Source organism: Streptomyces sp. NPDC004051 (assembly GCF_053604275.1).
The window spans coordinates 47,291-72,398 of sequence record NZ_JBSGHG010000006.1 but is presented as its reverse complement, the minus strand read 5'-3'; the positions used below and the strand labels follow the sequence as shown (position 1 = coordinate 72,398).

Sequence of the window (25,108 nt, the reverse complement as noted above, 5' to 3'; positions counted from 1 at the left end):
CCGGGCGGGTACACCCTGGGGGGTACGCGCGTGGCGCAGGCGGAAGTACCACCTCCGCTCCTTCTCCGAGACGGGTCCAGAGGTGAGTCCATGACGGAATCGATGACCGAGCCGAAGACGGAGAGCGAGTACCGACCCGTCGAGTGTCACGAGGCGACGATCCTGCTGGAGCGGGCACGGGCCGAGGTCGTCCCCGTGCTGCGGGCCGCCATCGGCTCGATGCCCGGCCCGCTGCGCCGGGTCGGTCTCTACCACTTCGGCTGGGAGAACGCGGACGGCACCCCGGCCGCGGGTGGGTCCGGCAAGGCCATCCGCCCCGCACTGGTCCTCGCCGCGGCCGCCGCCCTCGGCGGATCCGCGGCCAGGGCGGCGGCGTTACGGGCGGCCGCCGCGGTGGAACTGGTCCACAACTTCACGTTGCTGCACGACGACGTGATGGACCGGGACACCACCCGGCGCCACCGGCCCACCGCATGGACCGTGTTCGGCGACGACGACGCGATCCTCGCCGGAGACGCCCTCCAGGCACTCGCCCTGCGGCTGCTCGCCGAGGACCCGCACCCCGCGTCCCGGGCCGCGGTGGCCCGGCTGGCGGACTGCGTCGTCGAACTGTGCGCCGGACAACAGGCGGACACGGCCATGGAGGGGCGCGCCCCCGGTGAGGTCACCCTCGAGGAGACCCTCGCCATGGCCGAGGCCAAGACGGGTGCGCTGCTCGGCTGCGCCTGCGCGCTCGGCGCGCTGTACGCGGGTGCCGGGGCGGCGGAGGTGGCGGCGCTGGACGCGTTCGGCCGTGAGTCGGGGCTGGCCTTCCAGCTCATCGACGACGTGATCGGCATATGGGGCGACCCCAGGCGCACCGGCAAGCCCGTCGGTGCGGATCTGGCAGCCCGCAAGAAGTCCCTGCCGGTGGTCGCCGCGCTCACCTCCGGCACCCCGGCGGCGTCCGAACTCGCCGGCCTCTACGGGGCTCCGCACGCGGAGGAGGAGGACCTGGAGTACATCGCCCTGACCGTGGAACGGGCGGGCGGCCGCGACTGGGCGCAGGCCCAGGCGGCCGACCGCATGGCCCGGGTGATGCAGGAACTCGCTCGCGCGGTGCCCGATCCGGAGGCGGCGGGCGGTCTGCTGGCCCTCGCCGAGTTCGTGACCCGGCGCACCGCGTAGACCGCCCGGTGGGTCCCGCACTTCCCCACGGTGTGCGGGGCCCACCGCGCATGCGGCGGAGCCGGAGGAGACCCGGAGGGGGTCTCGACAAGCATCGGCCGCTGTCCTCACGTTAGGCTCAACTGGCGTACGGTAGGCGAGAGTTGAGGTGAAGGGGCAGGCATGGGCGTGGCGATCCGGACGGCGGGGGACGGAGACCGGGAGTTACTGGTCCGGCTTCTGGACGAGGCGTTCCAGGACGACCCGGTGAGCAGCTGGGTCTTCCCCGGTGAGGAGTACCGCCGTACGACGCACCACAGGCTGATGGCCGCCTTCACCGACATCGTGCTCGCCGAGGGACGCGTCGACGTCACGGAGGACGGCTCGGCGTGCGCGCTGTGGCTGTCGGTGCCGGCGGACGAGCACGGTGACGGGACGCCCGAGGACGACGAGGGGCCGGCCCGGGTGCGCCGTGCCGTCGACCCGGAGAACGAACGGGTGGAGACGATCGGCCGGCTGACGGCGGGCATCCACCCCTCCGGGCGGGCCCACGAGTACCTGTGGATGATCGGCGTGACGCCTGCCCGGCAGGGCGAGGGACTCGGCACCGCGCTCATCGGCTCGGTCCTCGACCGCTGCGACCGGGAGGGGCTGCCGGCCTATCTGGAGGCGAGCAGCGTCCGCAGCCGCGTGCTGTACGAACGCCTCGGCTTCGCCCCGGCCGGCGAGCCCCTGCTCCTCCCGGACGGCCCCCGCATGTGGCCGATGTGGCGCGAACCCCGCACTCGTGCGGCCGGTCGGCTCTTCGACCACGCCTGACCGCCCCGCTTCCCTCTTCTCGGTTTCACCTCCCAAGTCAGGGACGTTCGGCCCTGGCCACCGGTCCGTGCCCCGGCTTCACTGGCCGGGACCGGAGGCCGAGGACTGTCAGGGGCGAGATGAGTACGACGGCGCGTGACGGCGGGGCGGGACACGACGGAGGGGCGGTCGGGGAGATCGTGCTGGTCGGGCACGCCGATCTCACCCCGCGCACGCTCGAGCTGGTGGAGTGCGAGCTACGGCGGCGTCTGGAGGAACGCCGCGTGCGGGGATCGGCCATGGTGCGGTGCGGGGCGGGAGCGCCGCTGGCGTTCGGCCGCGCGGCGCGTGCGTCGGGCCGCCGTCTGATCGTCGTCATCCCCACGGACGACGGAATTCCCGCCATGCCGCCCCGGCGCGACCGGATGGCCGCCGGTGAGCTGCTGAACCTCGCCGACCAGGCGCGGCTGCTGGAGTACGACCCGTACCACCGTGATTCCTGCGTCGGTGCGGACGAGCGGGTGGTCGCTTCCGGCGGCCTTCTCCTGGCGGTCTGGGACGGGTCGCCGTCCAACGGCCGCGACGCCACCGCCCATCTGGTGACGTACGCCCGCGCCCGGGGCATCCCCGTCGAGATCGTCTGGCCCGCGGGCGCCGAACGCGAGGCCGTACCAGCCGTACCGGCCGCCGGGGCGGCACGGACCTCGCGGTGACGGAGTGCGCGCTCGAGCCGGTGCGCACGTTCCGGGACGGCGTACCGGTGCGGACGTACAGCAGGAGGCACTGAACCGCCGCCGGACCTACCCTGGGGACATGGGCAGCGATGAGCCGGTCTGTCCCGCCTGCGGACAGCCAGTGGAGATGGTCGTCCGGCGCCACAAGACGCTGGGCGCATGGGTCCCGACCTGGGTCCACGGACCGTGCGGCAACCCGAAGTGCGAGCGGTGCCCGGACCACGACGCCGTCGCCGGACCTCCCACCGGGACCCTCCGGACCGAGCTCGCCGAGAACACGGACCCCACGAAGGAAGCAGGCCCGCGTTCCGCGCCCTGACGCGTACCCGCGACCGCCCGGTGACCGCGAAGACGACCGCATCCGGCCGCCAGGGCGCCGGGGTGGCGGTCTGCGGGCCGGGTGCGGGTGGAGGACCGGGCGGCTGAAGAAGACAGCGCTGGTCGACAGGCATGATCGAGGGATCAGGTCTTCTTCGTCTCCTGGTAATGGGGGGCGGTGACCTGCGGCAATGTTCGCTGCAGGTCACTGACCTGGCCTTTCCCCGATTGCTGGTGATGGCTTACGACGGTCCCGTCCGGGTGTGCTGCGGACTGGCCCGGCCTTACAGGTCTTCCCCGGCCTTACAGGTCTTCCTCGTCGACCGGTTCGGGTTCGCGGATGTAGGCGAGGTCCAGGACGTAGCGTTCGGTGACCGGGGGGTTGTTCCACGCCTGGGTGAGGTGGTCTTCGAAGGTGTCGTCGGTGGGGTGGTTGAGCGTCCTTGCGTAGTAGTCGGCTGTCGCTTGCCGGTTCTCCCACCAGGCGTGGCCTTCATAGACTCCGGGGCGGGGGAGGAACATCTCGTCGGCGGGCCCGCGGTCGAGTTGGCTGATCACGAGAATGCCCGTTTCGGATTCGATGCTGATGTCGACATGACCTTCGGCGTCGGCGGGCGGTGCAGGGGGTGTGTCCCAGATACGGATGGTCACCTGGACGTCGATGTCAGGTTGCAGGCTGAGGAGGTACAGGTGGTAGCCGTTGCCGGCGACCACCTGTACCTCTGCAGCGTCCAGGGCTGCTTCGTCGCCGATGTAGGCATCGGCGTCGTACACCTCCACAACGCAGCGGCCCGGAGTAGCGGTGGCGTTGTGTTCGGCGAGAAGCACCATGGTCAGTGGGGCCTTCCTGCTAGTTGGTGATCTTCACATGGAAGGGGTCGCCGTCCAGGATGCGGTTGATCGTGTACATCGCGGCCAGGCGCTCTCCACCCTTGCGGTTGTCCGGACCGTCGATGAGCCGGACGGAGAAGCGGTTGTCGCCCTTGGTGGAGCCTTCCTTGGTGGAGGCGAAGGGGTACTCGTCACATTGCAGGCCGCTTCCTGCGTAGTCGCCCCAGACTTTCTTGCATTCCCGAATGGACTTCTCGCGATTTTCGTCGATCTTGGTCTGGTTGACGAGTCGGTGCAGTGGTTCCTTCGCCCCCGGGACGGTTTTGCCGGGCCAGGAGGGGAAGGTCCGCTCAGGGCGGTTCAGGGCGTCGTAGATGTGAAGGGCGCTTTCGTTGACTGCCGGGTCTTTCTGGCTCATCACGAGTTCCACGCGGGCCTTGGTGAAGACGGTGCCCTTGTGCTTGCCCGCGATCTTTCCGGCGTAGTCGTAGCGGATGCTGGAGCTGTAGACGCCTCCGCCTTCGGTGAAGGGAGCGGCATTGGGGGAGCTGACGCTCAGGTCCATGGAGACAGTCGAGAAGACGCGCTGCTGGTTGCCCTGGTCGAACAGGGCGCCCTTGTCCGGAGAGATGTAGGTGAGGGTCCAGTGGGGCTTGCTGTCCCACCCTCCGATCAGTTCGTCACGCTCCTCGGTCTGCGGCGCGGTCACCTTGGGGTCCGGGTCGCTTTTGGACGCGTTGATGTGGTGGCGGAAGTGCTGGCCGAGCCGCCACTTCGTGGCATCTTCGGTGGGTATCGGCTGGACGCGTATGTTCTCGATGCCGGCGACGTAGTCGACGCGTCGGCTGCCGTCGTAGGCGAAGCCGAGGATCCATTGGTCGAACCAGAGGCGGCCGAGCGTGGTGGTGCCCTTGAGGTCACGCAGAACCAGGTCGAAGGGGCGCTTCTGGCAGCTTTCTAAGCGGGACTTGATCCAGCCGGTGGCGGTTTTGGCCTGCGCCGCGCGGTCGGCGCACTGCTGTCGCAGATCCTGTTGGTCGCCGGGAGCCGGATCGGCCGCCGCTTGCCGCGCCACGGACTTCGATTCATGGGACCGGGCGTATTCGGCGTACGGGACGGGCTGGTCGAGGCCGCGCAGTTCGTCGGCGGGGAGGGATGCGGCGTCGATGAACACCGTGCCGTCGGGACCCGGGTCGTTCGTGGTCGGAGCGGCGTGGGTGGCGGTGGTGGTGGCTGCGGTCAGCAGTGTCAGGGCCGCCGCGGTGGCGGCGCCGCGGGCGAGACGTATCAGTGCGGTGCGTATGTTCACCAGTGGACTCCTTGCAAGCGTGAGGAAGCGGCGGAGCAGCTGCGACATGTGGTGATCACGAGGCGTCGCACAGGTCGCCCCAGCACGCTTCCAGCAGCGCGCCGGTGCGTGCGGAGTAGCGGGCGGTGAACCCGTCGAAGCGGCGGTCGGTGCGCTGCAGGCCGGGGGTGGAGTTGGTGGAGGTCACTGTCCATGCGGCGTGGCCGCTGCCGTCGGCCGCGTGCGGGTGAGCCTTCAGCGCAGCGGGTGAAGCGGGCGGCTCGATGGCAAGGGCGTCGCTGGGGACGTCGAAGGCGGCTGCGGCACGGGCCCGGATGTCGGCGGCCGATACCCCCGCATCGGCTGCGGCGTCTTCCGGTGGCTCACCGGACGGTAGAGCGGCGGCGTTGCAGACCCGTGTGGTGACCACGCACTCCGACAGGCCGGGCACAGTGGCCAGACAGCTGTCGGGGTCGTTCTCCAGGCAGGATTGCAGAGCCTGCTGGTCCACGCCGTTGAACGTAGCGGGCAGGCTGACTGCGGCAGTGTCCGGGCTGTGTGTCGGAGTAACGGGCATGGCAGCCGGGGAGGCCACGGCGGTGGCCTGCCGACGCGGCTTGCTCACGGTCCACTGGACGAACTTGCTGTTGTCGGTCAGCTTGACGGTGAAGCAGTTCGGCGGCTTGTGACTCGTGTTGCACGCGGGCAGCGTGACGGACTTGGCCACGTTGCCCGTCGCCACCTGCTGCCACACCTTGTTCCCGGTCATGAACTGCATGCGGTTCGCGATCGAGGGAACGTTCACGTACTTCGGTCCGGTCACCTCAAGGCCGACGTCGATGCGGTTGGTGCTGCCACCGATCACCTTGAGCTGTTTGGTGGTGGAGCCGACCTTGTTGAAGTCGTAGAGCACGTCTCACTGGTTGCCGTTGTCCTGACGGGCAGTCATGTAGGTGTGGTTGCGTTTGTTCGGCTTGGTTGGATTGATCCCGACCTTGATGGCCTGCGTGCGACCGCCGCTTGTGGTGAGCTCCGACCAGCGCGGCCCGTAGGTATGGGTGGTCTTCCCCGTCTTCTCCGTGTACAGGCCGATCTCGATGTTGGGGGCCAACGGACTGCTCGACGTGTTCGGGCTGACGCGCAGGTAGTTGGCTACTTGCACGGTCGCCGACCCCGTGTCGGTCTGATCGAATGTGATGGGCACGTTGCGCCAGGTGGCGAAGCCGCCGATCATCGGCTCGCCCGGCTGGCTGCACGTCATCGCCCAGAAGGTGATGCGGGCGTTGTAGTGGGAGAAGTCCCTCATCGCGGGCGAGGCGGCCGAGCGCATCACGGAGAACGCGCTGCGGTTGCACCTCGTCCCGGCGCTCGGCTCCCGCACCATGGCGGCGATACGCCGCAACGACATCCAGGTGCTGTTCAAGAACCTGTCCGAACAGTTCGGCCGCGGCAGTGGGTGCAACGTCTACGACGTCCTCGTGCGCGTCATGACTGCGGCCGTCGAGGACAAGGTCATTCCAGCCGGCCCGTGCCGCCGGACCACCCTCCCGCTCATGCCGGACGAGGAGGTCACCCCGCCCACGGTCGCGCAGGCCCGAGGCCATGGCTCGTGTGATGCCGCCTTACACCCGCGCGGCCGTCGTCACACTCGCCGGCTCGGGCTTGCGCATGGGTGAGCTGATCGGTCTCGAGGCGTCGGACGTCGGCTTCAAGGCCGACACCCTCAGCGTCGAGCGACAGCGGCTCCAGTCCGGGAAGATCGGCCCGCCGAAGACCGCCGAGTCCCGGCGTACGGTCCCGGTCGGTGAGGTCGTGACCGACGCGCTCCTCGCGCGCCTCGCCGCACGCCCCTCCCAGGAGTGGCTGTTCACGATGGAGGAGGGGGGGAGCCGCTGAACTGCCGGCGTTGGAAGACCGAGTGGAACTGCGCCCGTCGCGCGCTCCAGACGACCGAGAACGAAGCCGCCGAGCGTGAGGGCCGCAAGCCCGCCGAGCTGCCGCACATGGTGACCCACGACCTGCGGCACTTCTACGCCTCCGCCCTCATCGCCGGTGGAGCGAGCGTCAAGCAGGTGCAGCTGATCCTCGGCCACGCGTCCGCCGTCATCACGCTGCGGATCTACGCCCATCTGTGGCCGGGCGAAGAAGACCGCACCCGGACCGTCATGGACGCCGTGCTCGGCGGCTTGCGGACCGGGTGCGGACAGGAAGACACTGCAACCGAAGTAATCGCAGGTCAACAGGCATGATCGAAGATCAGGCCTTCTTCGTCTCCCAGAAGATCTTGTCGATCTGGGCGATGTAGTCCAGCGCCTTCTGGCCGGTGGCCGGGTCGGTCGAGGCCTTGGCGGCCGACAGGGCCTTCAGGGTGTCGTTGACCAGCTGGTGCAGCTCCGGGTACTTCTCGAAGTGCGGGGGCTTGAAGTAGTCGCTCCACAGCACGGAGACGTGGTGCTTGGCCAGCTCGGCGCGCTGCTCCTTGATGACGGTGGCGCGGGCCTGGAAATGCGGGTCGTCGTTGCCGGCCATCTTCTCCTGGACGGCCTTCACCGACTCGGCCTCGATGCGGGCCTGGGCGGGGTCGTAGACGCCGCAGGGCAGGTCGCAGTGGGCGCTGACCTTGACCTTGGGGGCAAACAGGCGGGAAAGCATGGAGCAATCCTTCCTCGTGATCGTCTTCTCACAGGGGACATTACTCCGTGGAGGAGATGATTTGGCGAGTGCCCCCGGGGGCCTAGGACAAAAGTCGGGGGACAGACTGAGACTGGTGGAGAAGAACCGGGGAGGTGCCGGGTGATGCCGGAGCTGTCGCAGGATGCCGAACGGGCGGGGGCGGCGCTGCCCTTCGGGGTGGCCGAGGTGACGGGGCCGTCCATGGTGCCCACGCTGCACCACGGGGACCGGCTCCTGGTGCATTACGGGGCCCGGATCAAGCCGGGCCACGTGGTGGTGCTGCGCCATCCGTTCCAGCAGGATCTGCTCGTGGTGAAGCGTGCCGCCGAACGGCGCGAGGGCGGCTGGTGGGTGCTGGGGGACAACACGTACGCGGGCGGTGACAGCACCGACTACGGGGTGGTGCCCGACGAGCTGGTGCTCGGCCGGGTCCGGCTGCGCTACCGGCCGCGCAGGCCGGGTCGGCGGTCGCCGTCGGCGCTGGCGGGCTGGGTGCTGTCGGCGGTGCGGCCGGTGTTCTCCGCCCGCTCGGCCTCCAGGCGTTTGCGGGCGCGGTAGGCGGCCACGTTGGCCCGGGTGGCGCAGCGGTCGGAGCAGTAGCGCCGGGAGCGGTTGGTCGAGGTGTCGAGGTAGGCGTTGCGGCAGGGGGCGGCCTCGCACAGGCCGAGGCGTTCCACGCCGTACTCGGTGAGGTGGAAGGCGAGGCCCATCGCGGCGATGGCGGCGTAGCCGGCGGTCGCGTTGGACGGATGGTCGGCCAGGTGCATGTGCCACAGCGGACGGCCGTCGTCGTCCCGGAAGTCGTGCCCGGAGATCTGCGGGCTCACCGGGAACTCCAGCAGCAGTGAGTTCAGCAGGTCGACGGAGAGGGTCTCGTCGCCGCCGTCCGCCGCCTCGAAGACCGCGCGCAGCCGGGCCCGGACCGAGCGGAACCGGGTCACGTCCGCGTCGGTCGCGCGCCGCGCCGCGGACTGGTTGGCCCCGAACAGGGCGCGCACGGCCTCCACCGAGGTCAGGGTGTCCTTGCCCCGGGCCGGTTCCTCGGTGTTGACGAGGCGTACGGCGTAATCCGAGTAATAGGCCAGTTCCACTTGTAGTCCTTACGTGGTGGCTTTATGGTCGTGTCGGCGGTCGGGTAACAGGTGATCGCGCTTACAGGGTATTACGTGACGTGGGTGAAGGAGCGGATTCATGACGGACGCGGGCACCGGGACCACCACCACCGACTGGGCTGCCTGGCAGGAGAGCTGGGACCGGCAGCAGGAGTGGTACATGCCCGACCGCGAGGAGCGGCTGAGGGTCATGCTCGACATGGTGGAGGCCGTCGTCGGCGCCTCCCCGCGCGTGCTGGACCTCGCGTGCGGCACGGGAACCATCACGGCCCGCCTGCTCGCCAGGTTCCCGGACGCCACCAGCACCGGCGTCGACCTGGACCCGGCGCTGCTCACCATCGCCGAGGGCACCTTCGCGGGCGATGCGCGGGTCACCTTCGTGACGGCCGACCTGAAGGATCCCGACTGGCCGGCGGGGCTTCCCCACGACTCCTACGACGCCGTGCTGACCGCGACCGCCCTCCACTGGCTGCACGACGAACCCCTCGCGGATCTCTACGGACAGGTCGCCGGCCTAGTCCGTGACGGCGGTGTCTTCATGAACGCGGACCGCATGATCGACGAGACGACCCCCGGGATCAACGCGGCCGAGCGTGCCCTGCGCCACGCGCGCATGGACCGGGCCAAACGGGACGGCGTCCTCGACTGGGCCGAATGGTGGCAGCTCGCCGCCGAGGACCCGGTCCTCGCCGAGCCCACCGCCCGCCGCTTCGAGATCTACGGCGAACACGCCGACGGCGACATGCCGTCCGCGGCGTGGCACGCGCGCGTGCTGCGCGAGAAGGGCTTCGCCGAGGCCCGCCCGGTGTGGTGTTCCCCCTCGGACACCCTGCTGCTGGCGCTCAAGTGAGCCACGCGGATCCGTGGCGAAGGGGCGGTACGGAGATCCGTGCCGCCCCTTCGCCACGGGCCGTCGCCCCGTGCGCACCCGTGTGCGGTGTCAGAGCACCTTGGACAGGAACGACTTCGTGCGCTCGTGCTGCGGGTCGGTCAGGACGTCGCGCGGGTGGCCGGACTCGACCACCACGCCGCCGTCCATGAAGACCAGGCTGTCGCCCACCTCCCGGGCGAAGCCCATCTCGTGGGTGACGACGATCATGGTCATGCCCGACTCGGCCAGGTCGCGCATGACGTCGAGGACGTCACCGACCAGCTCCGGGTCGAGCGCCGAGGTCGGCTCGTCGAACAGCATCAGCTTGGGGTCCATGGCGAGCGCCCGCGCGATCGCCACCCGCTGCTGCTGGCCGCCGGAGAGCTGGGAGGGGTAGTTCCCGGCCTTGTCGGCCAGGCCCACGCGCTCCAGCAGCTGCCCCGCGCGCTCCCGGGCCTGCTTCTTGCTCACGCCCCTCACCTGCACCGGCGCCTCGATGACGTTCTCCAGCGCCGTCATGTGCGGGAACAGGTTGAAGCGCTGGAAGACCATGCCGATGTCCCGGCGCTTCAGCGCGACCTCGCTGTCCTTGAGCTCGTACAGCTTGTCGCCCTTCTGGCGGTAGCCGACCAGCTGCCCGTCGACGTACAGACGCCCGGCGTTGATCTTCTCGAGGTGGTTGATACACCTCAGGAAGGTGGACTTGCCGGAGCCGGAGGGGCCGATGAGGCAGAACACCTCGCCGGACCTCACCTCCAGGTCGATGCCCTTGAGGACCTCCACGGGGCCGAAGGACTTGTGGACCCCCTCGGCCTTGACCATGGGAACGGAGGAATCCCTCACCGATGCGTCCGTCCCGCTCGGCCTGCCGGCCTTGCTCGGCTTGTCGGTCATGCCGCGCCTCCCTTCGGGCGGCCGAGGGCCAGCATGTTGGCCTTCACCTTCTGCCACGGCGTCGCGGGCAGCGTACGGGTGGAGCCGCGGGCGTAGTGACGCTCCAGGTAGTACTGGCCGACGCTGAAGACCGAGGTCAGCAGCAGGTACCAGGCCGCGGCCAGGAACAGCATCTCGGCCGGGGCGCCGGAGGTCTGGCCGATGTCCTGGGCGGCGCGGAGCAGCTCGGGGTACTGGACGACCGACACCAGCGAGGTCGTCTTCAGCATGTTGATGACCTCGTTGCCCGTCGGCGGCACGATCACGCGCATCGCCTGCGGGACGACGATCCGGCGCAGCGTCTTCGTGTGGCTCATGCCCAGCGCGTGCGAGGCCTCCGTCTGACCCTCGTCGACCGAGAGCAGACCGGCCCGGCAGATCTCCGCCATGTACGCGGCCTCGTTGAGGCCGAGACCGAGCAGCGCCGTCAGGAACGGGGTCATGAAGTCCGACCACTCGTCCTTGTAGAACGGCCCGAGGTTGATGTATTCGAAGACCAGGCCCAGGTTGAACCAGACGATCAGCTGTACCAGGACCGGGGTGCCGCGGAAGAACCAGATGTAGAACCACGCGATCGACGAGGTCACCGGGTTCTTCGACAGGCGCATCACGGCCAGCAGGATGCCGCCGACGACGCCGATCGTCATGGCCAGCACGGTGAGCAGCAGGGTCTTGCCGACACCGCTGAGGATGCGGTCGTCGAAGAAGTAGTCCGGGATCGTGGCCCAGTCGATCTTACCCTGGGAGAACGCGTACACGATCCCGCCCAGCAGGGCGAGCGCGACGACGGCGGAGACGTACCGTCCGTAGTGCCTGACGGGGATGGCCTTGATGGCCTCCGGGCCGGCCGGTGGTGTGCCGCCCGGCCCCGTCGTCTTGTCGATGTCAACAGTCACGGATGTTGCCTTTCAGCGCCGCGAGCCCGCGGTCACTTGCCGCCGTTGATGGTGGCCTCGTCGACGGAGCCCTCCGCGACGCCCCACTTGTCCATGATCTTCTTGTACTCGCCGTTCTCGATCAGCGCATCCAGGGCGGCCTTGAGCGCGTCCCGCAGCTCGGTGTTGCTCTTGGCGACCGCGATGCCGTACGGGGCGGCCTCGACCTGCTCGCCGACCAGCTCGAAGTCCTTGCCGCCGCCGGAGGTCTTCACGGCGTACGCGGCGACCGGGAAGTCGGAGGAACCGGCGTTGGCGCCGCCCGAGCGCAGCCGGGTCTGGGCCTGCTGGTCGTTGTCGAAGGCCTCGATGGCGATCTTCTTGCCGGCCGGGCACTTCTCGTTCTCGGCCTTGGCGAGGTCCTCGGAGACCGTGCCGCGCTGCAGCACGACCTTCTTGCCGCACAGGTCGGACCAGGTCTTGATGCCCTGGTCGTCACCCTTCTTGGTGTAGATCGACACGCCGGCCGTGAAGTAGTCCACGAAGTCGACGCCCTCACCGACCTTCTTGCCGGTCTCGGCGTCGATGCCCTCCTGGCGGTCCTTGGTGTCGGTCATCGCGGACATGGCGATGTCGTACCGCTTGGAGCGCAGACCCGTGATCAGGGTGTCGAAGGTGCCGTTGTCGAACTCGAACGTCACGCCGAGCTGCTTGCCCATGGCGGCCGCGAGGTCGGGGTCGATGCCGACCACCTTGCCGGAGTCGTCCTTGAACTCGACCGGGGCGTACGCGATGTCCGAACCGACCTTGATGACGCCCTTGTCGCGGATCGACTGGGGCAGCTTGTCGGCCAGCGGGGCGGTGCTGCCGGCCGCTGTGTCGCTGCTTTTCGCGCCGTTGTCCTGGGTCTGGTCACCGCAGCCGGTGATGAGCAGGGTGCCTGCGACCGCGATCGCGCCGACCGCTGCCAGTCGGGACTTGGCGGCGGGGGTACGACGGGTGGTGCGTGCGGCCATGGTGGTTCCTCCGGCGGATGAGTGGAATGCCGATGGGTTCGGCCACTGCCGATGGGGCCGGCAGTGCCGCGGGTCGACGCGAGCACACGTCCTCGAGTGTCGCGACCTCGTGTGATTACCGCATCTTGCCATTCGGACTGCGCTATCCAGTGGGCTTGCCATGTCAAAATCGGATAACGGGTGGCGCTCGAACCGCACTGATTCGTTCCATCATGGCCGGACGGTCTGCGGGAATGCTCCGTTCTGACCGGAAGATCTTCGGATCATGGCGTGGTATTGGTTGCCCGGGCATGGTGTTTGCCATGTCTCGAGCGCTTGTCAACCATCTGCCGGAGGATTGTCCTGAAATCGGACGATGGGCCCCGGCGCCCGCATGTGACCTTTGCGTTATGGACTCGTCGCCGAAGGCGTCCGTCCGGTAAGAAGGTGCTTTACACCCCTCATCCGGGGATCCAGGGCGCGTGTGCGGCGCGCCCGTCGCGTCTGTGCCCGACGCATCAACCCACCGGGCCCTGCGCGGTCCCGCCCGCTCCTCACCCGGAGCGGCAACCCTCAGACCAAGAACAATTAAGGGGTCAACCAAGTGGCAGCGGAGATTGTCAATCCTCGCAGCGACAGCGAAAGCCAGAAGGGTCATACGGAACAGGACGGCGGGGCCGAGCCCCTGGAGTCCTTCGACCCGGCATTCGCGCTGCACCGCGGCGGCAAGATGGCTGTGCAGGCCACCGTGCCGCTCCGTGACAGGGACGATCTGTCCCTGGCGTACACGCCCGGCGTCGCGAAGGTGTGCAGCGCGATCGCCGAGCAGCCGGAACTCGTCCACGACTACACCTGGAAGTCCTCGGTCGTCGCCGTCGTCACCGACGGTACGGCCGTGCTGGGACTCGGTGACATCGGCCCCGAGGCCTCCCTCCCCGTGATGGAGGGCAAGGCGATCCTCTTCAAGCAGTTCGGCGGCGTGGACGCGGTTCCGCTCGCGCTGAACACCACCGACGTGGACGAGATCGTCGAGACCGTGGTCCGGCTCGCTCCGTCCTTCGGCGGGGTGAACCTGGAGGACATCTCGGCGCCCCGGTGCTTCGAGATCGAGCGGCGGCTGCAGGAGCAGCTGGACATCCCGGTCTTCCACGACGACCAGCACGGCACGGCGGTGGTGTCGCTGGCGGCGCTGCGCAACGCGGCGCGGCTGAGCGGGCGGGCGCTGGGCGATCTGCGGGCCGTGATCTCGGGCGCCGGTGCGGCCGGTGTCGCGATCGCCAAGATGCTGGTCGAGGCCGGGATCGGCGACGTCGCGGTGGCCGACCGCAAGGGCGTCCTCTCGCGCGAGCGCGACGACCTCACGCCGATCAAGCAGGAAGTGGCGGCGTTCACCAACAAGACCGGCATCTCCGGTTCGCTGGAGACCGCGCTGGACGGGGCCGACGTCTTCATCGGCGTCTCCGGCGGCACGGTGCCGGAGTCGGCGGTGGCGTCGATGGCGAAGGGCGCCTTCGTCTTCGCCATGGCCAACCCCGAGCCCGAGGTGCGCCCGGAGATCGCGCACAAGTACGCGGCGGTGGTGGCCACCGGGCGGTCGGACTTCCCGAACCAGATCAACAACGTGCTGGCGTTCCCGGGGATCTTCGCGGGCGCGCTGCAGGTGCGTGCCTCGCGGATCACCGAGGGGATGAAGCTGGCGGCGGCCGAGGCGCTGGCGTCGGTGGTGGGGGACGACCTCTCCGCCGACTACGTCATTCCGTCCCCGTTCGACGAGCGGGTCGCTCCGGCGGTGACCGCGGCGGTGGCCGCGGCCGCCCGTGCGGAGGGCGTCGCCCGCCGCTGAGACGTGCGGAGCAGGGTCGGCCCCGTCCCCGGGTGGGCGGGGCCGACTGCTTTTCCACGGTGGCCGGACGCACGGCGCGGGCCGTGCACCGGGATGCGGGCCGGGATCCGGGGTGCGGTGCGGCGTGAGGGCAAGAAGGCGTGTCTCACAGCGCCGCGTTGTTCCGTCGGAGGGACGGGCGGCCTATCGTCAGGGCCATGTTCGCTGTCTACGCCGCCCGAATCGACCGTGACCAGCCGCTTTCCGGTCTGGAGCTGGGAGAGCGTCCTGCTCCCGAGGCCCGGCCCGGCTGGAGCACCGTGACCGTGAAGGCCGCCTCCCTCAACCATCATGACCTGTGGTCCCTGCGGGGCGTGGGCCTCGGGGAGGACAAGCTGCCCATGATCCTCGGCTGCGACGCCGCCGGGATCGACGAGGACGGCAACGAGGTCGTCCTGCACTCCGTGATCGGACAGACCGGCCACGGGGTGGGACCGGACGAGCCCCGGTCGATCCTGACGGAGCGCCACCCCGGCACGTTCGCCGAGCAGGTCGCCGTGCCCACCTGGAACATCCTGCCCAAGCCGAGGGAACTGTCCTTCGAGGAGGCGGCCTGCCTGCCCACGGCCTGGCTGACCGCCTACCGGATGCTGTTCACCAACGCCGGGGTGCGACCCGGTGACTCCGTCCTGGTGCAGGGGGCCGGCGGGGGCGTCGCCACCGCCGCGATCGTGCTGGGGAAGGCCGCGGGACTGCGGGTCTTCGCCACCAGCCGGGACGAGGCCAAGCGGAAGCGGGCCGTGGAACTGGGGGCGGTGGAGGCGCTGGAGCCCGGCGCCCGGCTGCCGCAGCGGGTCGACGCGGTCATCGAGACGGTGGGCGCCGCGACCTGGTCCCACTCGGTGAAGTCGCTGCGGCCCGGCGGCACGCTGGTGATCTCCGGCGCCACCAGTGGGGACCGGCCGTCGCACGCCGAGCTGACCCGGGTCTTCTTCCTGGAACTCAGGATCGTCGGGTCGACGATGGGCACCAAGGACGAACTGGAGGACCTGCTCTCCTTCTGCGCCGCCACCGGGGTGCGGCCCGTCATCGACGAGGTGCTGCCCATGGACCGGGCGCGGGAAGGCTTCGAGCGGATGGAGGCGGGCGGGCAGTTCGGGAAGATCGTGCTCACGGCTCCGTAGGTGTGCGGCTCTCAGGGTGCGCGGTTCGTCTTCGCGGCCGGTCCGGATTCCGGGCCGGCCGCCGGCGCGTCAACAGGGGTTGACGGATTCCCGGGTGTCAATGTAAGTTGACGTCATGACTGAGGCAACCGACCTCGCCGAGCGGGCGGGTGACCGCGATCCGCGGGTGGGCCTGCGGGCCGTCGCCGCGCTGCGCAGGCTGCTGGAGCAGTTGGAGGCCGTACAGGTGCGCAGCGCGCGCCATCAGGGCTGGTCGTGGCAGGAGATCGCTGCCGAGCTCGGAGTCAGCAGGCAGGCCGTGCACAAGAAGTACGGGAGGCAGTGATGTTCGAGCGGTTCACGAAGGACGCCCGCGCGGTGGTGAAAGGGGCGGTCGAGCGCGCCGAAGGGACGCAGGCGCGGACCGTCGACGCCGAGCACCTGTTGCTCGCCCTGCTGGACCGCGAGGGCAGCCGTGCCTCCTTCGCGCTGGCGGCGCTCGGGATCGACGAGCGCACGGAGTCGGTGCGGCGGGCCCTGGAGGAGGCGCGGTGCCGTGCCGGTCTGTCACGGGCCGAGGCCGACGCCCTCGCGGAGCTGGGGATCGACGTCCGAGAGATCGTCGCCCGGGTGGAGGAAACCCACGGGGTCGGGGCGATGTCCGGTGACCGGAAGGACAGGGACTGGTGGTCGGGGCGCCCCGGCTTCGGCAAGGGCGCCAAGGAGGTGCTGGAGAAGGCCCTGCGCGTCGCCCTCGCCCGGCGCGAGCGGCACATCGGGGACGAGCACATCCTTCTCGCCCTGACCATCCGCCCCGGCGTCCCGGCCGAGGTGCTCGCCGACCACGGGGTGACCCACGAGTCGCTGACCGGAGTGCTCGACGGCCCGGGGGAGGCGTGTGCCTGAGGAGGGCGTGGTCCGTCCGACGGCACGGTGGGGCCCCTCGGCCGTACCCCCCGGGCCCCGGCCGCAGGAGCCGGGGCCCGGTCCGCTGTCGGGCTCAGGGCTTCGGGGCGTGCAGGAGGGCTCCGATCTGGGCTGCCGCCGTGGACAGGTGGCGACGGGCGTCGCGGAGCTGGTCCGGGGTGATGCCGTGGTCGCGGGTCGCGTCGCGGATGCCGTCCCGGAACCGGTCCAGCAGACGGTCCAGGTCCCGCGCGGGGTCGCCGGTGGAGTCCGTGGCGTCCTCGTGCGCCCAGGCCGGGATGTAGTCGGCCGGGAAGTCCTCCGGGGTCCGGGAGTACGACGGTCCGGACGCCGGGGCACCGCTCTCCGCACCGGTGCGGCCGAAGCCGAAGTCCTTGCCGAACTCGCCCACCTCCTTGACCAGTTCACCCAGCCCTTCGCGCAGACCGGTCGGCCAGTCGCCGCGTGAGAAGTGGTCCTGCATCTGCTCCTGCACCCGCCGGGCGATGCGCTGCACCTCCTCCTGGGCCTGGGCTGCGGCCCGGTCCTGGGCCTCCTTGGCCTGACGGCGGGCGCGCTGGGCCTCGTCCCGGGCGCGGCGGCTCTCGTCCTTGGCGCGCCGGGCCTGCTCCTTCCACTCCTGCTTGGCGCGCCGCATCTCCTCCTTGGCGGCCTGCCAGGCGTCCTTCTCGCCGGGGCCCGTGAAGTCGCCGGAGCCGGAGTCGGGCCCGGCCTCCGTCCCCGTGTCCCGCCCCTGGCGGGCCTGGCCGGCGGCGGCCCGCATCTCGCGGCGCAGATCGCCGGCCGCGCCGCGGACGTCGGCCTGGATCTCGGCGGCGAGTTCGGCGACCGACTCCCGGATCTCCAGCTCCAGATCGGCCAGCTCACCACTGCGGTCGGCCAGTTCGGCGCGGCCGGCGTCCGTGATGGAGTACACCTTGCGGCCGCCCTCGGTGGCGTGGGTGACCAGGCCCTCCGCCTCCAGCTTGGCCAGGCGCGGGTAGACCGTGCCCGCCGACGGTGCGTACAGCCCCTGGAAGCGCTCCTCGAGAAGGCGGATCACCTCGTAGCCGTGGCGCGGGGCCTCGTCCAGCAGCTTCAGCAGGTAGAGACGGAGGCGTCCGTGAGCGAAGACGGGAGCCATGTCAGAGCACCTTCTTGTCGGTCGTGCCGTCAGTCGTTCCGCCGGCCGTGGTCTCGGCCGTCGCGTCGGCCGTGGTGTCGGCCGGCGCGTCCCACGGCTCGCTCTCCTCCTGGGGCGGGCGGCGCAGCAGGGCGATGGAACCGGAGACGGTGGTGGCCCGCAGCTTCCCGTTGCCCTCGCCCAGCCGACCGGTGATCTTGTGGGCGCCCCACTGGCCGTGCACCCGCAGGCCGTCGAAGGCGTTGGAAACGGAGCCGCTCGCCGTGTTGGCCTCGACCTCCGCGTCCGCCGGATCGGGCAGCCGGATCGCGATCTCGCCGGAGACGCTGGTCAGCCGGATGTCGGTGGGGCCGTCGGGAGCGAGGTCCACGATCATGGAGCCGCTGACCGAGTCCGCCCGCACCGTGGACCCGGACCCGTCGACCACGGTGAGGTCGCCGGAGACCGAGTTGAACCGCAGGTCACCGGTGACGGACTGGGCCTCGACGTTCCCGGAGACCGTGTCCGCGCGGACCGGGCCGGAGAGGGCGACCAGCGTCGTGTCACCGGTGACCCCCCGCACCACCGCCGGCCCTTTGACCCCGGAGAGCACGGCCCCGGCGCCGACCACCCCCACCTCGACCCGCGCCTGCGCCGGAACCGCTAGCGAGACCACCGCGCTGCGGTGCCGGCCCCTGCGGTCCAGCCACTTGAGGAAGTCCTTCCAGGGCAGGTCCTCGTAGGCCACCGTGAGGGTGCCGCCCTGCCGGGTGACCACCAGGGGCGGCCCCTCGATCTCGGAGACCTCCAGGCGGGCGGAACCTTCGTCCGTGCCCACCACGTTCACCGTTCCGTTGACGATGCGTATGCGGAGCTCGCTCACCGGTTCGTCGAACGTGAGCTTCGTGGGCTCCGAGACGGACCTTTCGGACCTTGCGGGCATGGTGGAACCTCCTGGGCCGGACTGCCTGACTGCCGGACGGCGAGGCGACGGGACGACCCACCGGGAGCAGTACCGGTAGCGGGCATCCGGCACGCAAGAACCCCGACGCGCCATATCGCGTCTCACGTAATTCACGATATATCGCGGTCGGGGAAAGTCAAGACACTCGTTCTGGTGATCAGTCCTTATACAGAAGGGGTGAAACGTCCGAGGAGCCCGCGCGGCCGGAACGCCCGCTGCTCGTCCTGCTCGTCCTGCTCGCCCTATTCGTCGTCCTCGTCGTCCAGCCGGGCCAGCCATGTCGCAAGGCGCTCCACCGGCACCTCGAAGTCGGGGTTGAGGTCGACGAACGTCCGCAACTGCTCGGCGAGCCACTCGAAGGTGACCTCCTCCTCGCCGCGCCGCTTCTCCAGTTCCTCGATGCCACGGTCCGTGAAGTACATGAGGACAAGGATATGGGGCGCAAACGGGCCGGGCCGCACCCCCTGGGAGGGGGTGCGGCCCGGCCGGGAACGACCCGTGACGGCGTCGGTCAGGCGTCGAACACCTCACGCACCAGCTGCTCCTGCTCGGCCTGGTGCCGCTTCGCGGAACCGACGGCCGGGGACGAGCCGTGCGGACGCGAGATGCGGCGCAGGCGCTCGTCGTGCGGGACGTCGGCGCCGACGGCCAGGTCGAGGTGGTCGATCAGGTTGAGCGCGATGAACGGCCAGGCACCCTGGTTCGCCGGCTCCTCCTGGGCCCACAGGTACTTCTCGGCGTTCGGGTACTTCTTGATCTCCGCCTGGAGCTCGGCGCCCGGCAGCGGGTACAGGCGCTCGAGGCGGATGATCGCGGTGTCCGTGATGCCGCGCTTCTGCCGCTCGGCGTCCAGGTCGTAGTAGACCTTGCCGGCGGTGAAGACGACCTTCCGGACCGCGGCCGGGTCGACCGACTCGTCGCCGATGACCGGGCGGAACTGGCCCGTGGTGAACTCCTCCGCCTTCGAGGCCGCCGCCTTCAGGCGCAGCATCGACTTCGGGGTGAAGACGACCAGCGGCTTGTGGTGCGGGTTGTGCACCTGCCACCGCAGGAGGTGGAAGTAGTTCGACGGCAGGGTCGGCATCGCGACCGTCATGTTGTTCTGCGCGCAGAGCTGCAGGAACCGCTCCGGGCGGCCCGAGGAGTGGTCCGGGCCCTGGCCCTCGTAGCCGTGCGGCAGGAGGAGGGTCACACCGGAGGTCTGGTTCCACTTCTGCTCGGCCGACGAGATGAACTCGTCCACGACCGTCTGCGCGCCGTTGGCGAAGTCGCCGAACTGCGCCTCCCACATCACGAGTGCGTCCGGGCGGGCCAGCGAGTAGCCGTACTCGAAGCCCATCACCGCGTACTCGGAGAGCAGGGAGTTGTAGACGTTGTACCGGGCCTGGTCCTCGGACAGGTACAGCAGCGGCGTGAACTCGGCACCCGTCTCGCGGTCGATGACGACCGCGTGGCGCTGGCCGAAGGTGCCGCGCTGCGAGTCCTGGCCGGAGAGCCGGACCGGGACGCCCTCCAGGAGCAGCGAGCCGACCGCGAGGGTCTCGCCCATGCCCCAGTCGATCGTGCCGTCCTCGACCATCGCCGCCCGGCGCTGCAGCTGCGGCAGCAGACGCGGGTGGATGGTGACGTGGTCGGGGATGTTGACCTGCGACTCGGCGATCCGCTTGACGACCTCGGAGCTGACCGCCGTGTTCACCGCCACCGGGAACTGGGCCTGCGGCTCCGAGGGCTCGACGGCCGACGGCTGGGACGCCGCCTCGCGGACCTCGGTGAAGACCTTCTCCAGCTGGCCCTGGTAGTCCTGCAGCGCCTGCTCGGCCTCTTCCAGGGTGATGTCGCCGCGACCGATGAGGGACTCGGTGTACAGCTTGCGCACCGAGCGCTTCTTGTCGATCAGGTCGTACATCAGCGGCTGGGTGAAGGCCGGGTTGTCCGACTCGTTGTGACCGCGGCGGCGGTAGCAGATGAGGTCGATCACCACGTCCTTGTTGAACGCCTGGCGGAACTCGAAGGCCAGCCGCGCGACGCGGACCACGGCCTCCGGGTCGTCGCCGTTCACGTGGAAGATCGGGGCCTCGATCATGCGGGCCACGTCCGTCGCGTACATCGAGGAGCGCGAGGACTCGGGGGCGGCGGTGAAGCCGACCTGGTTGTTGATGACGACGTGGACCGTGCCGCCGGTGCGGTAGCCGCGCAGCTGCGACATGTTCAGGGTCTCGGCCACCACGCCCTGGCCCGCGAAGGCCGCGTCGCCGTGGATCACCACCGGCAGGACGGTGAAGTCCGTGCCGCCCTTGCCGATGATGTCCTGCTTGGCGCGCACGACGCCCTCCAGGACCGGGTCCACCGCCTCCAGGTGGGACGGGTTGGCGACCAGGGAGACCCTGATCTGCTCGCCGTCGAGACCGGTGAAGGTGCCCTCGGCGCCCAGGTGGTACTTCACGTCGCCGGAGCCGTGCATCGACTTCGGGTCGAGGTTGCCCTCGAACTCGCGGAAGATCTGCGCGTACGACTTGCCCACGACGTTGGCCAGCACGTTCAGCCGGCCGCGGTGGGCCATGCCGATGACGACCTCGTCGAGGCGGGACTCGGCGGCCGAGTCCAGCACGGCGTCCAGCAGCGGGATGACGGACTCGCCGCCCTCCAGGGAGAAGCGCTTCTGGCCGACGTACTTGGTCTGCAGGAAGGTTTCGAACGCCTCCGCGGCGTTCAGCCGGCGCAGGATGCGCAGCTGCTCCTCGCGCTCCAGGTTGGAGTGCGTGCGCTCCACGCGGTCCTGGATCCACTTGCGCTGCTTCGGGTCCTGGATGTGCATGAACTCGATGCCGGTGGTGCGGCAGTAGGAGTCGCGCAGCACGCCCAGGATGTCGCGCAGCTTCATCAGGGTCTTGCCCGCGAAACCGCCGACCGCGAACTCGCGCTCCAGGTCCCACAGGGTGAGCCCGTGCTCGGTGATGTCCAGGTCGGGGTGCTTGCGCTGGCGGTACTCCAGCGGGTCGGTGTCGGCCATGACGTGGCCGCGGACCCGGTAGGAGTGGATCAGCTCGAAGACGCGGGCGGCCTTCGTGACGTCGTCGTCGTGGGAGGCGTCGATGTCCTTGAGCCAGCGGACCGGCTCGTAGGGGATGCGCAGCGCCTCGAAGATCTCGTCGTAGAAGTTCTTCTCGCCGAGCAGGAGGTTCGCGATCGCGCGCAGGAACTCGCCGGAGGCGGCGCCCTGGATCACCCGGTGGTCGTAGGTCGACGTGAGCGTCATGACCTTCGAGATGCCGAGCTTGTTGAGGGTGTCCTGGCTGGTGCCCTGGAACTCCGCCGGGTAGTCCATGGAGCCGACGCCCAGGATCACCGACTGGTTCTGCATCAGGCGGGGCACGGAGTGGACGGTGCCCAGGCCGCCGGGGTTGGTCAGCGAGACGGTGACGCCGGTGAAGTCGTTCATCGTCAGCTTGTTGTCGCGGGCGCGACGGACGATGTCCTCGTAGGCCTGCCAGAACTCGAAGAAGTTCAGCGTCTCGGCCTTCTCGATGCCCGCGACGACCAGCTGGCGGTCGCCGTTCGGCTTGACCAGGTCGATGGCGAGGCCGAACTTGACGTGCTCCGGCTTCACCAGGGTGGGCTTGCCGTCCACCTTCGCGTAGTGCCAGTTCATCGACGGCATCGCCTTGATGGCCTGGACCATCGCGTAGCCGATGAGGTGGGTGAAGGAGATCTTCCCGCCGCGGGCACGCTTGAGGTGGTTGTTGATGACGATGCGGTTGTCGAACAGGAGCTTCACCGGGAGCGCGCGCACGGACGTGGCCGTGGGCACCTCGAGCGAGGCGTCCATGTTCTTCGCGACGGCCGCGGACGGGCCGCGCAGCGTCACCCGCTCGGGGCCCTGCTTGGCCTCGTCGGCGGGCTGCGCCTTGGCGGCCGGGGCCTTCGCGGCGGCGGGCTGGGCGGGGGCGGCCTGAGCGGGGGCCGGGGCGGCCTTCGCCGGAGCGGGCACCTGCGCCGGGGCCTTGGCGGCCGGCGCCGCGGCGGCGGGCTGCGGGGCTGCGGGCTGCGCGGGCGTGGCGGCGGGCTGGGCCGGGGTGGCCGGCGGAGCCGTCGTCGTGCCCGCGGTCCCCGTCGACGTGTTGCTCACCGGCGCGGAGGCTTGGGGTGCCCCCGGCTTGTAGTCGGCGAAGAAGTCCCACCAGGCCCGGTCGACCGAGTTCGGGTCCTGGAGGTACTGCTGGTAGATCTCGTCGACGAGCCATTCGTTGGCACCGAAGGCCGCAGCGGGGTTCTTGCCCGCTTGGTCGGTGTCGGTCGAGATGCTCGAGTTACTGGGGGACTGTGGCGACACGGCGTCAACCGCCCTCTTCCGCTTCACAAGATGATGGACAGCGGAAATTAAGGCTACGCCTCCAAGAGCGGGAAGGTCAGGTCGGGCCCGTTCAACGTCGTGTAAGTCACATCTCGGAGGGTGTTTCGGCGGGGGAAATGGCGGGAAACAAGCCTGGTTCCGCTTCTCCGGGCCGCTTCGTTCGTGCCTCGGGCACGGGTCGGCCACGGCCCGGCGCACTCGCGACCCGGGTCCCTGCCTGATCACACGTGTCCGCCAGGGCGAACGCGGACGGATCGTGCGGCTCGACTTCGAACCCTACGTCAACCTGACGCGGGGGAGGTTCCCGGAAGAGTGATAAGGATCCGGCAGCCACGCTCGGATTCGGCCACCCCGATCCGTCCGCCGTGGAGATCGACGGCCCAGCGGGCGATCGCCAGACCGAGACCGGTGCCGCCGTCGCTGCCCGGGCCGTGCGGCAGATTGACGCCGCCGCGGTTGAAGCGCTCGAAGACGCGGTGCCATTCGGTCCGCGGAATACCGGGCCCCTCGTCCAGGATTTCCAGCCGCAGTGAATCCGGTTCCGTTCCGGGCCGCGCCCTGACCGTCACATGGCCGTGCGGCGGGCTGTGCTTGACCGCGTTGTCGATGAGGTTGGCGACCACCTGGTGGATGCGCTCCGGGTCGACGTGAGCGGTGAGCTCCGGCGGCGAGACGTCGAGGCGCAGATAGACGTCCGTACGGGTGTGGCTGCCGGAGCCGGTGGCCATGCCCGCGCGTGCGGAGGCGACCATGTTGGCCTCCTTGAGCACGCCGGACAGGTACGGCCACACCTCGAAGCGCTGCCGCTTCAGCGGGACGACGCCGTTGTCCAGGCGGGACAGGTCGAGCAGCGTCTCCACCAGCCGGCCGAGCCGTTCGGTCTGCTTCAGCGCCGTGCGCATCGTCTCGGGGTCGGCCTCGGTGACACCGTCGACGATGTTCTCCAGCACCGCGCGCAGCCCCGCGATCGGGGTGCGCAGCTCGTGCGAGACGTTGGCCACCAGCTCCTTGCGCTGATGGTCCTGGGCCTCCAGCTCGTCGGCCATGACGTTGATGGTCTGGGCCAGGTCGCCCAGCTCGTCCCGGCGGTTCTCCCGCACCCGGCGGGTGTAGTCGCCGTGCGAGATGGACCGGGCCACGGCGTTCATGTCGTCCAGCGGCGCGGTGAGCGAGTGCGCCACGAACTGTGTGATGAGCAGCGTGGCGATCATCGAGAAGACCGTGATGAAGCGCAGTTCGGTCTTGGTGTGCACCGCGACCACCGAGAGACCGGTGGTGATCAGCACCGAGATGACGACCAGCGCGCCCAGCTTGGTCTTGATCGAGAACGGGCGGACACCGCCCCGGGGACCGCGGTCCCCGGGGCCTCTCCGTGCGGCCGGCCCGTCGCTCACGGCGTCGGCGTCTCCAGGGCGTAGCCCACACCGTGCACGGTACGGATGCGCTCGGCGCCGATCTTCCGGCGCAGCGCCTTGATGTGGCTGTCGACGGTACGGGTGCCGGAGGCGTCCGCCCAGTCCCAGACCTCGGCCAGCAGCTGCTCCCGGGAGAGCACCGCGCGGGGCGTGTTCGCCAGGCACACCAGCAGGTCGAACTCGGTGGGCGTCAGGTGGACGTCCTCACTGCGCACCCGCACCCTGCGCTGCGCGTGGTCGATCTCCAGCTCGCCCAGGCGCAGGATGCCGCTGCGCGGAGTGGTGGCGGCCAGGGCCGCCCGCTCCATGCGGCGCAGCAGTACGTGCACCCGGGCCGCCAGTTCCCGCATGGAGAACGGCTTGGTCATGTAGTCGTCGGCGCCGACGCCCAGCCCGACCAGCATGTCTGTCTCGTCGTCGCGCGCGGTCAGCATCATGACCGGCACCGGCCGCTGGGCCTGTACGCGCCGGCAGACCTCCAGGCCGTCGAAGCCCGGCAGCATGACGTCGAGGATCAGCAGGTCGGGCTGCCACGCCTCCGCGGTGTCGACGGCGGACGGACCGTCGCCCGCCGTCTGCACCAGGAAGCCCTCGGCGCGGAGGCGGGTCGCGATGGCGTCCACGATCGTCGCGTCGTCCTCCACTACCAGAACCCGGCGTTGTGCGCCCGGGGTGGTCGCCGCCGTGCCGTTGTGGGAGGTGTGTGTCTGCTCCATCGCCCGCCCCTGAAGTGTGCTTTCCGGAATCCGTGGGGTGATCCGTCTCTGCGCATGACTGCGACTGACGCTTG

At 69.8% G+C, this 25,108-nt stretch carries 25 protein-coding genes and 1 pseudogene; 11 read left to right on the top strand and 15 right to left on the bottom strand.

The window, feature by feature from the left end:
- Positions 1 to 90 precede the first annotated feature (90 nt).
- From ACWEQO_RS09740 to ACWEQO_RS09725, 4 genes are all read left to right on the top strand, one after another.
- A complete protein-coding gene (locus tag ACWEQO_RS09740) occupies positions 91 to 1,167 on the top strand; it encodes a family 2 encapsulin nanocompartment cargo protein polyprenyl transferase (protein WP_452980900.1) in 1,077 nt (358 codons plus the stop codon).
- A gap of 162 nt (positions 1,168 to 1,329) precedes the next feature.
- Positions 1,330 to 1,965 (top strand): GNAT family N-acetyltransferase, encoded by a 636-nt coding sequence (locus ACWEQO_RS09735; RefSeq protein WP_452980897.1) that lies wholly within the window; start codon positions 1,330 to 1,332, stop codon positions 1,963 to 1,965.
- 119 nt (positions 1,966 to 2,084) lie between these two features.
- Positions 2,085 to 2,657 (top strand): hypothetical protein, encoded by a 573-nt coding sequence (locus tag ACWEQO_RS09730; protein WP_452980894.1) that lies wholly within the window; start codon positions 2,085 to 2,087, stop codon positions 2,655 to 2,657.
- Positions 2,658 to 2,757: 100 nt separating this feature from the next.
- Entirely contained in the window at positions 2,758 to 2,997 is a 240-nt protein-coding gene (locus tag ACWEQO_RS09725) for a hypothetical protein (RefSeq protein WP_452980891.1), read from the top strand.
- Between the two features lie 302 nt (positions 2,998 to 3,299).
- On the opposite strand, the gene ACWEQO_RS09720 is transcribed toward ACWEQO_RS09725, so the two are convergent.
- From ACWEQO_RS09720 to ACWEQO_RS09705, 4 genes are read right to left on the bottom strand one after another with little or no spacing between them, the layout of a single operon-like run.
- Positions 3,300 to 3,827: a hypothetical protein gene (locus ACWEQO_RS09720; RefSeq protein ID WP_452980888.1), complete on the bottom strand. Its 528-nt coding sequence runs from the start codon at positions 3,825 to 3,827 to the stop codon at positions 3,300 to 3,302.
- 19 nt (positions 3,828 to 3,846) lie between these two features.
- On the bottom strand, positions 3,847 to 5,136 hold the full coding sequence (locus ACWEQO_RS09715; protein WP_452980885.1) for a NucA/NucB deoxyribonuclease domain-containing protein: 1,290 nt from the start codon (positions 5,134 to 5,136) through the stop codon (positions 3,847 to 3,849).
- A 55-nt stretch (positions 5,137 to 5,191) separates the two neighbouring features.
- Positions 5,192 to 6,028: a hypothetical protein gene (locus ACWEQO_RS09710; RefSeq protein ID WP_452980882.1), complete on the bottom strand. Its 837-nt coding sequence runs from the start codon at positions 6,026 to 6,028 to the stop codon at positions 5,192 to 5,194.
- 3 nt (positions 6,029 to 6,031) lie between these two features.
- Positions 6,032 to 6,448 carry a hypothetical protein gene (locus ACWEQO_RS09705; protein WP_452980881.1) on the bottom strand — a complete coding sequence of 139 codons (417 nt, stop codon included), beginning with the start codon at positions 6,446 to 6,448 and terminating at the stop codon, positions 6,032 to 6,034.
- Here ACWEQO_RS09705 and ACWEQO_RS09700 point away from each other — a divergent pair.
- Positions 6,405 to 7,364, top strand: a pseudogene (locus ACWEQO_RS09700) (tyrosine-type recombinase/integrase); the annotation flags it as partial. The gene ACWEQO_RS09705 and the pseudogene ACWEQO_RS09700 overlap by 44 nt on opposite strands.
- Before the next feature lie 7 nt (positions 7,365 to 7,371).
- On the opposite strand, the gene sodN reads toward ACWEQO_RS09700, so the two are convergent.
- Positions 7,372 to 7,767 carry a superoxide dismutase, Ni gene (gene sodN, locus ACWEQO_RS09695; RefSeq protein WP_004983535.1) on the bottom strand — a complete coding sequence of 132 codons (396 nt, stop codon included), beginning with the start codon at positions 7,765 to 7,767 and terminating at the stop codon, positions 7,372 to 7,374.
- 144 nt (positions 7,768 to 7,911) lie between these two features.
- Between sodN and sodX the strand changes: the two genes are divergently transcribed.
- Positions 7,912 to 8,346 (top strand): nickel-type superoxide dismutase maturation protease, encoded by a 435-nt coding sequence (gene sodX, locus ACWEQO_RS09690; protein WP_361456627.1) that lies wholly within the window; start codon positions 7,912 to 7,914, stop codon positions 8,344 to 8,346.
- On the opposite strand, the gene ACWEQO_RS09685 is transcribed toward sodX, so the two are convergent.
- Positions 8,229 to 8,879, bottom strand: coding sequence for a CGNR zinc finger domain-containing protein (locus tag ACWEQO_RS09685; protein WP_452980876.1), 651 nt, complete (start codon positions 8,877 to 8,879; stop codon positions 8,229 to 8,231). The two genes, sodX and ACWEQO_RS09685, sit on opposite strands and share 118 nt — an antisense overlap.
- A gap of 100 nt (positions 8,880 to 8,979) precedes the next feature.
- On the opposite strand from ACWEQO_RS09685, the gene ACWEQO_RS09680 reads away from it, so the two are divergent.
- Entirely contained in the window at positions 8,980 to 9,750 is a 771-nt protein-coding gene (locus tag ACWEQO_RS09680) for a class I SAM-dependent methyltransferase (protein WP_452980873.1), read from the top strand.
- 90 nt (positions 9,751 to 9,840) lie between these two features.
- Here the strand turns inward: ACWEQO_RS09680 and ACWEQO_RS09675 are convergent, their stop codons facing one another.
- From ACWEQO_RS09675 to ACWEQO_RS09665, 3 genes are all read right to left on the bottom strand, one after another.
- The gene (locus ACWEQO_RS09675) at positions 9,841 to 10,593 is read right to left on the bottom strand and encodes an amino acid ABC transporter ATP-binding protein (protein WP_361456804.1); all 753 of its coding nucleotides are present in this window, start codon (positions 10,591 to 10,593) and stop codon (positions 9,841 to 9,843) included.
- Positions 10,594 to 10,661: 68 nt separating this feature from the next.
- The gene (locus tag ACWEQO_RS09670; protein WP_361456636.1) at positions 10,662 to 11,600 is read right to left on the bottom strand and encodes an amino acid ABC transporter permease; all 939 of its coding nucleotides are present in this window, start codon (positions 11,598 to 11,600) and stop codon (positions 10,662 to 10,664) included.
- Between the two features lie 32 nt (positions 11,601 to 11,632).
- Entirely contained in the window at positions 11,633 to 12,595 is a 963-nt protein-coding gene (locus tag ACWEQO_RS09665) for an ABC transporter substrate-binding protein (RefSeq protein ID WP_452980870.1), read from the bottom strand.
- A gap of 583 nt (positions 12,596 to 13,178) precedes the next feature.
- Between ACWEQO_RS09665 and ACWEQO_RS09660 the strand changes: the two genes are divergently transcribed.
- The 4 genes from ACWEQO_RS09660 (at position 13,179) to ACWEQO_RS09645 (ending at position 16,465) form a co-directional block, all read left to right on the top strand.
- Positions 13,179 to 14,417 carry an NAD(P)-dependent malic enzyme gene (locus ACWEQO_RS09660; RefSeq protein WP_361456642.1) on the top strand — a complete coding sequence of 413 codons (1,239 nt, stop codon included), beginning with the start codon at positions 13,179 to 13,181 and terminating at the stop codon, positions 14,415 to 14,417.
- A gap of 197 nt (positions 14,418 to 14,614) precedes the next feature.
- Positions 14,615 to 15,580, top strand: coding sequence for a zinc-binding dehydrogenase (locus tag ACWEQO_RS09655; protein ID WP_452980867.1), 966 nt, complete (start codon positions 14,615 to 14,617; stop codon positions 15,578 to 15,580).
- A gap of 115 nt (positions 15,581 to 15,695) precedes the next feature.
- Positions 15,696 to 15,905 (top strand): helix-turn-helix domain-containing protein, encoded by a 210-nt coding sequence (locus ACWEQO_RS09650; RefSeq protein WP_037674056.1) that lies wholly within the window; start codon positions 15,696 to 15,698, stop codon positions 15,903 to 15,905.
- On the top strand, positions 15,905 to 16,465 hold the full coding sequence (locus ACWEQO_RS09645; protein ID WP_452980864.1) for a Clp protease N-terminal domain-containing protein: 561 nt from the start codon (positions 15,905 to 15,907) through the stop codon (positions 16,463 to 16,465). Before ACWEQO_RS09650 ends, ACWEQO_RS09645 begins: the two co-directional genes overlap by 1 nt.
- A gap of 94 nt (positions 16,466 to 16,559) precedes the next feature.
- On the opposite strand, the gene ACWEQO_RS09640 is transcribed toward ACWEQO_RS09645, so the two are convergent.
- From ACWEQO_RS09640 to ACWEQO_RS09615, 6 genes are all read right to left on the bottom strand, one after another.
- Positions 16,560 to 17,609: a PadR family transcriptional regulator gene (locus ACWEQO_RS09640; RefSeq protein WP_361456651.1), complete on the bottom strand. Its 1,050-nt coding sequence runs from the start codon at positions 17,607 to 17,609 to the stop codon at positions 16,560 to 16,562.
- A 1-nt stretch (position 17,610) separates the two neighbouring features.
- Positions 17,611 to 18,531: a DUF4097 family beta strand repeat-containing protein gene (locus ACWEQO_RS09635; protein WP_452980861.1), complete on the bottom strand. Its 921-nt coding sequence runs from the start codon at positions 18,529 to 18,531 to the stop codon at positions 17,611 to 17,613.
- A gap of 263 nt (positions 18,532 to 18,794) precedes the next feature.
- Positions 18,795 to 18,974: a DUF6104 family protein gene (locus ACWEQO_RS09630; RefSeq protein WP_003992906.1), complete on the bottom strand. Its 180-nt coding sequence runs from the start codon at positions 18,972 to 18,974 to the stop codon at positions 18,795 to 18,797.
- A gap of 89 nt (positions 18,975 to 19,063) precedes the next feature.
- The gene (locus ACWEQO_RS09625; RefSeq protein ID WP_452980857.1) at positions 19,064 to 22,882 is read right to left on the bottom strand and encodes a multifunctional oxoglutarate decarboxylase/oxoglutarate dehydrogenase thiamine pyrophosphate-binding subunit/dihydrolipoyllysine-residue succinyltransferase subunit; all 3,819 of its coding nucleotides are present in this window, start codon (positions 22,880 to 22,882) and stop codon (positions 19,064 to 19,066) included.
- A 302-nt stretch (positions 22,883 to 23,184) separates the two neighbouring features.
- A complete protein-coding gene (locus ACWEQO_RS09620) occupies positions 23,185 to 24,297 on the bottom strand; it encodes a HAMP domain-containing sensor histidine kinase (RefSeq protein WP_361456660.1) in 1,113 nt (370 codons plus the stop codon).
- Positions 24,294 to 25,034 (bottom strand): response regulator transcription factor, encoded by a 741-nt coding sequence (locus ACWEQO_RS09615; RefSeq protein WP_361456663.1) that lies wholly within the window; start codon positions 25,032 to 25,034, stop codon positions 24,294 to 24,296. The genes ACWEQO_RS09620 and ACWEQO_RS09615 overlap by 4 nt, the downstream gene beginning before the upstream one ends.
- Between the last annotated feature and the right edge of the window lie 74 nt (positions 25,035 to 25,108).

Coding starts and splice junctions, on each gene's coding strand:
- ACWEQO_RS09740 (WP_452980900.1), top strand. CDS start 91: ATGACGGAATCGATGACCGAGCCGAAGACGGAGAGCGAGTACCGACCC.
- ACWEQO_RS09735 (WP_452980897.1), top strand. CDS start 1,330: ATGGGCGTGGCGATCCGGACGGCGGGGGACGGAGACCGGGAGTTACTG.
- ACWEQO_RS09730 (WP_452980894.1), top strand. CDS start 2,085: ATGAGTACGACGGCGCGTGACGGCGGGGCGGGACACGACGGAGGGGCG.
- ACWEQO_RS09725 (WP_452980891.1), top strand. CDS start 2,758: ATGGGCAGCGATGAGCCGGTCTGTCCCGCCTGCGGACAGCCAGTGGAG.
- ACWEQO_RS09720 (WP_452980888.1), bottom strand. CDS start 3,827: ATGGTGCTTCTCGCCGAACACAACGCCACCGCTACTCCGGGCCGCTGC.
- sodN (WP_004983535.1), bottom strand. CDS start 7,767: ATGCTTTCCCGCCTGTTTGCCCCCAAGGTCAAGGTCAGCGCCCACTGC.
- sodX (WP_361456627.1), top strand. CDS start 7,912: ATGCCGGAGCTGTCGCAGGATGCCGAACGGGCGGGGGCGGCGCTGCCC.
- ACWEQO_RS09680 (WP_452980873.1), top strand. CDS start 8,980: ATGACGGACGCGGGCACCGGGACCACCACCACCGACTGGGCTGCCTGG.
- ACWEQO_RS09675 (WP_361456804.1), bottom strand. CDS start 10,593: ATGGTCAAGGCCGAGGGGGTCCACAAGTCCTTCGGCCCCGTGGAGGTC.
- ACWEQO_RS09665 (WP_452980870.1), bottom strand. CDS start 12,595: ATGGCCGCACGCACCACCCGTCGTACCCCCGCCGCCAAGTCCCGACTG.
- ACWEQO_RS09655 (WP_452980867.1), top strand. CDS start 14,615: ATGTTCGCTGTCTACGCCGCCCGAATCGACCGTGACCAGCCGCTTTCC.
- ACWEQO_RS09650 (WP_037674056.1), top strand. CDS start 15,696: ATGACTGAGGCAACCGACCTCGCCGAGCGGGCGGGTGACCGCGATCCG.
- ACWEQO_RS09645 (WP_452980864.1), top strand. CDS start 15,905: ATGTTCGAGCGGTTCACGAAGGACGCCCGCGCGGTGGTGAAAGGGGCG.
- ACWEQO_RS09640 (WP_361456651.1), bottom strand. CDS start 17,609: ATGGCTCCCGTCTTCGCTCACGGACGCCTCCGTCTCTACCTGCTGAAG.
- ACWEQO_RS09635 (WP_452980861.1), bottom strand. CDS start 18,531: ATGCCCGCAAGGTCCGAAAGGTCCGTCTCGGAGCCCACGAAGCTCACG.
- ACWEQO_RS09630 (WP_003992906.1), bottom strand. CDS start 18,974: ATGTACTTCACGGACCGTGGCATCGAGGAACTGGAGAAGCGGCGCGGC.
- ACWEQO_RS09615 (WP_361456663.1), bottom strand. CDS start 25,034: ATGGAGCAGACACACACCTCCCACAACGGCACGGCGGCGACCACCCCG.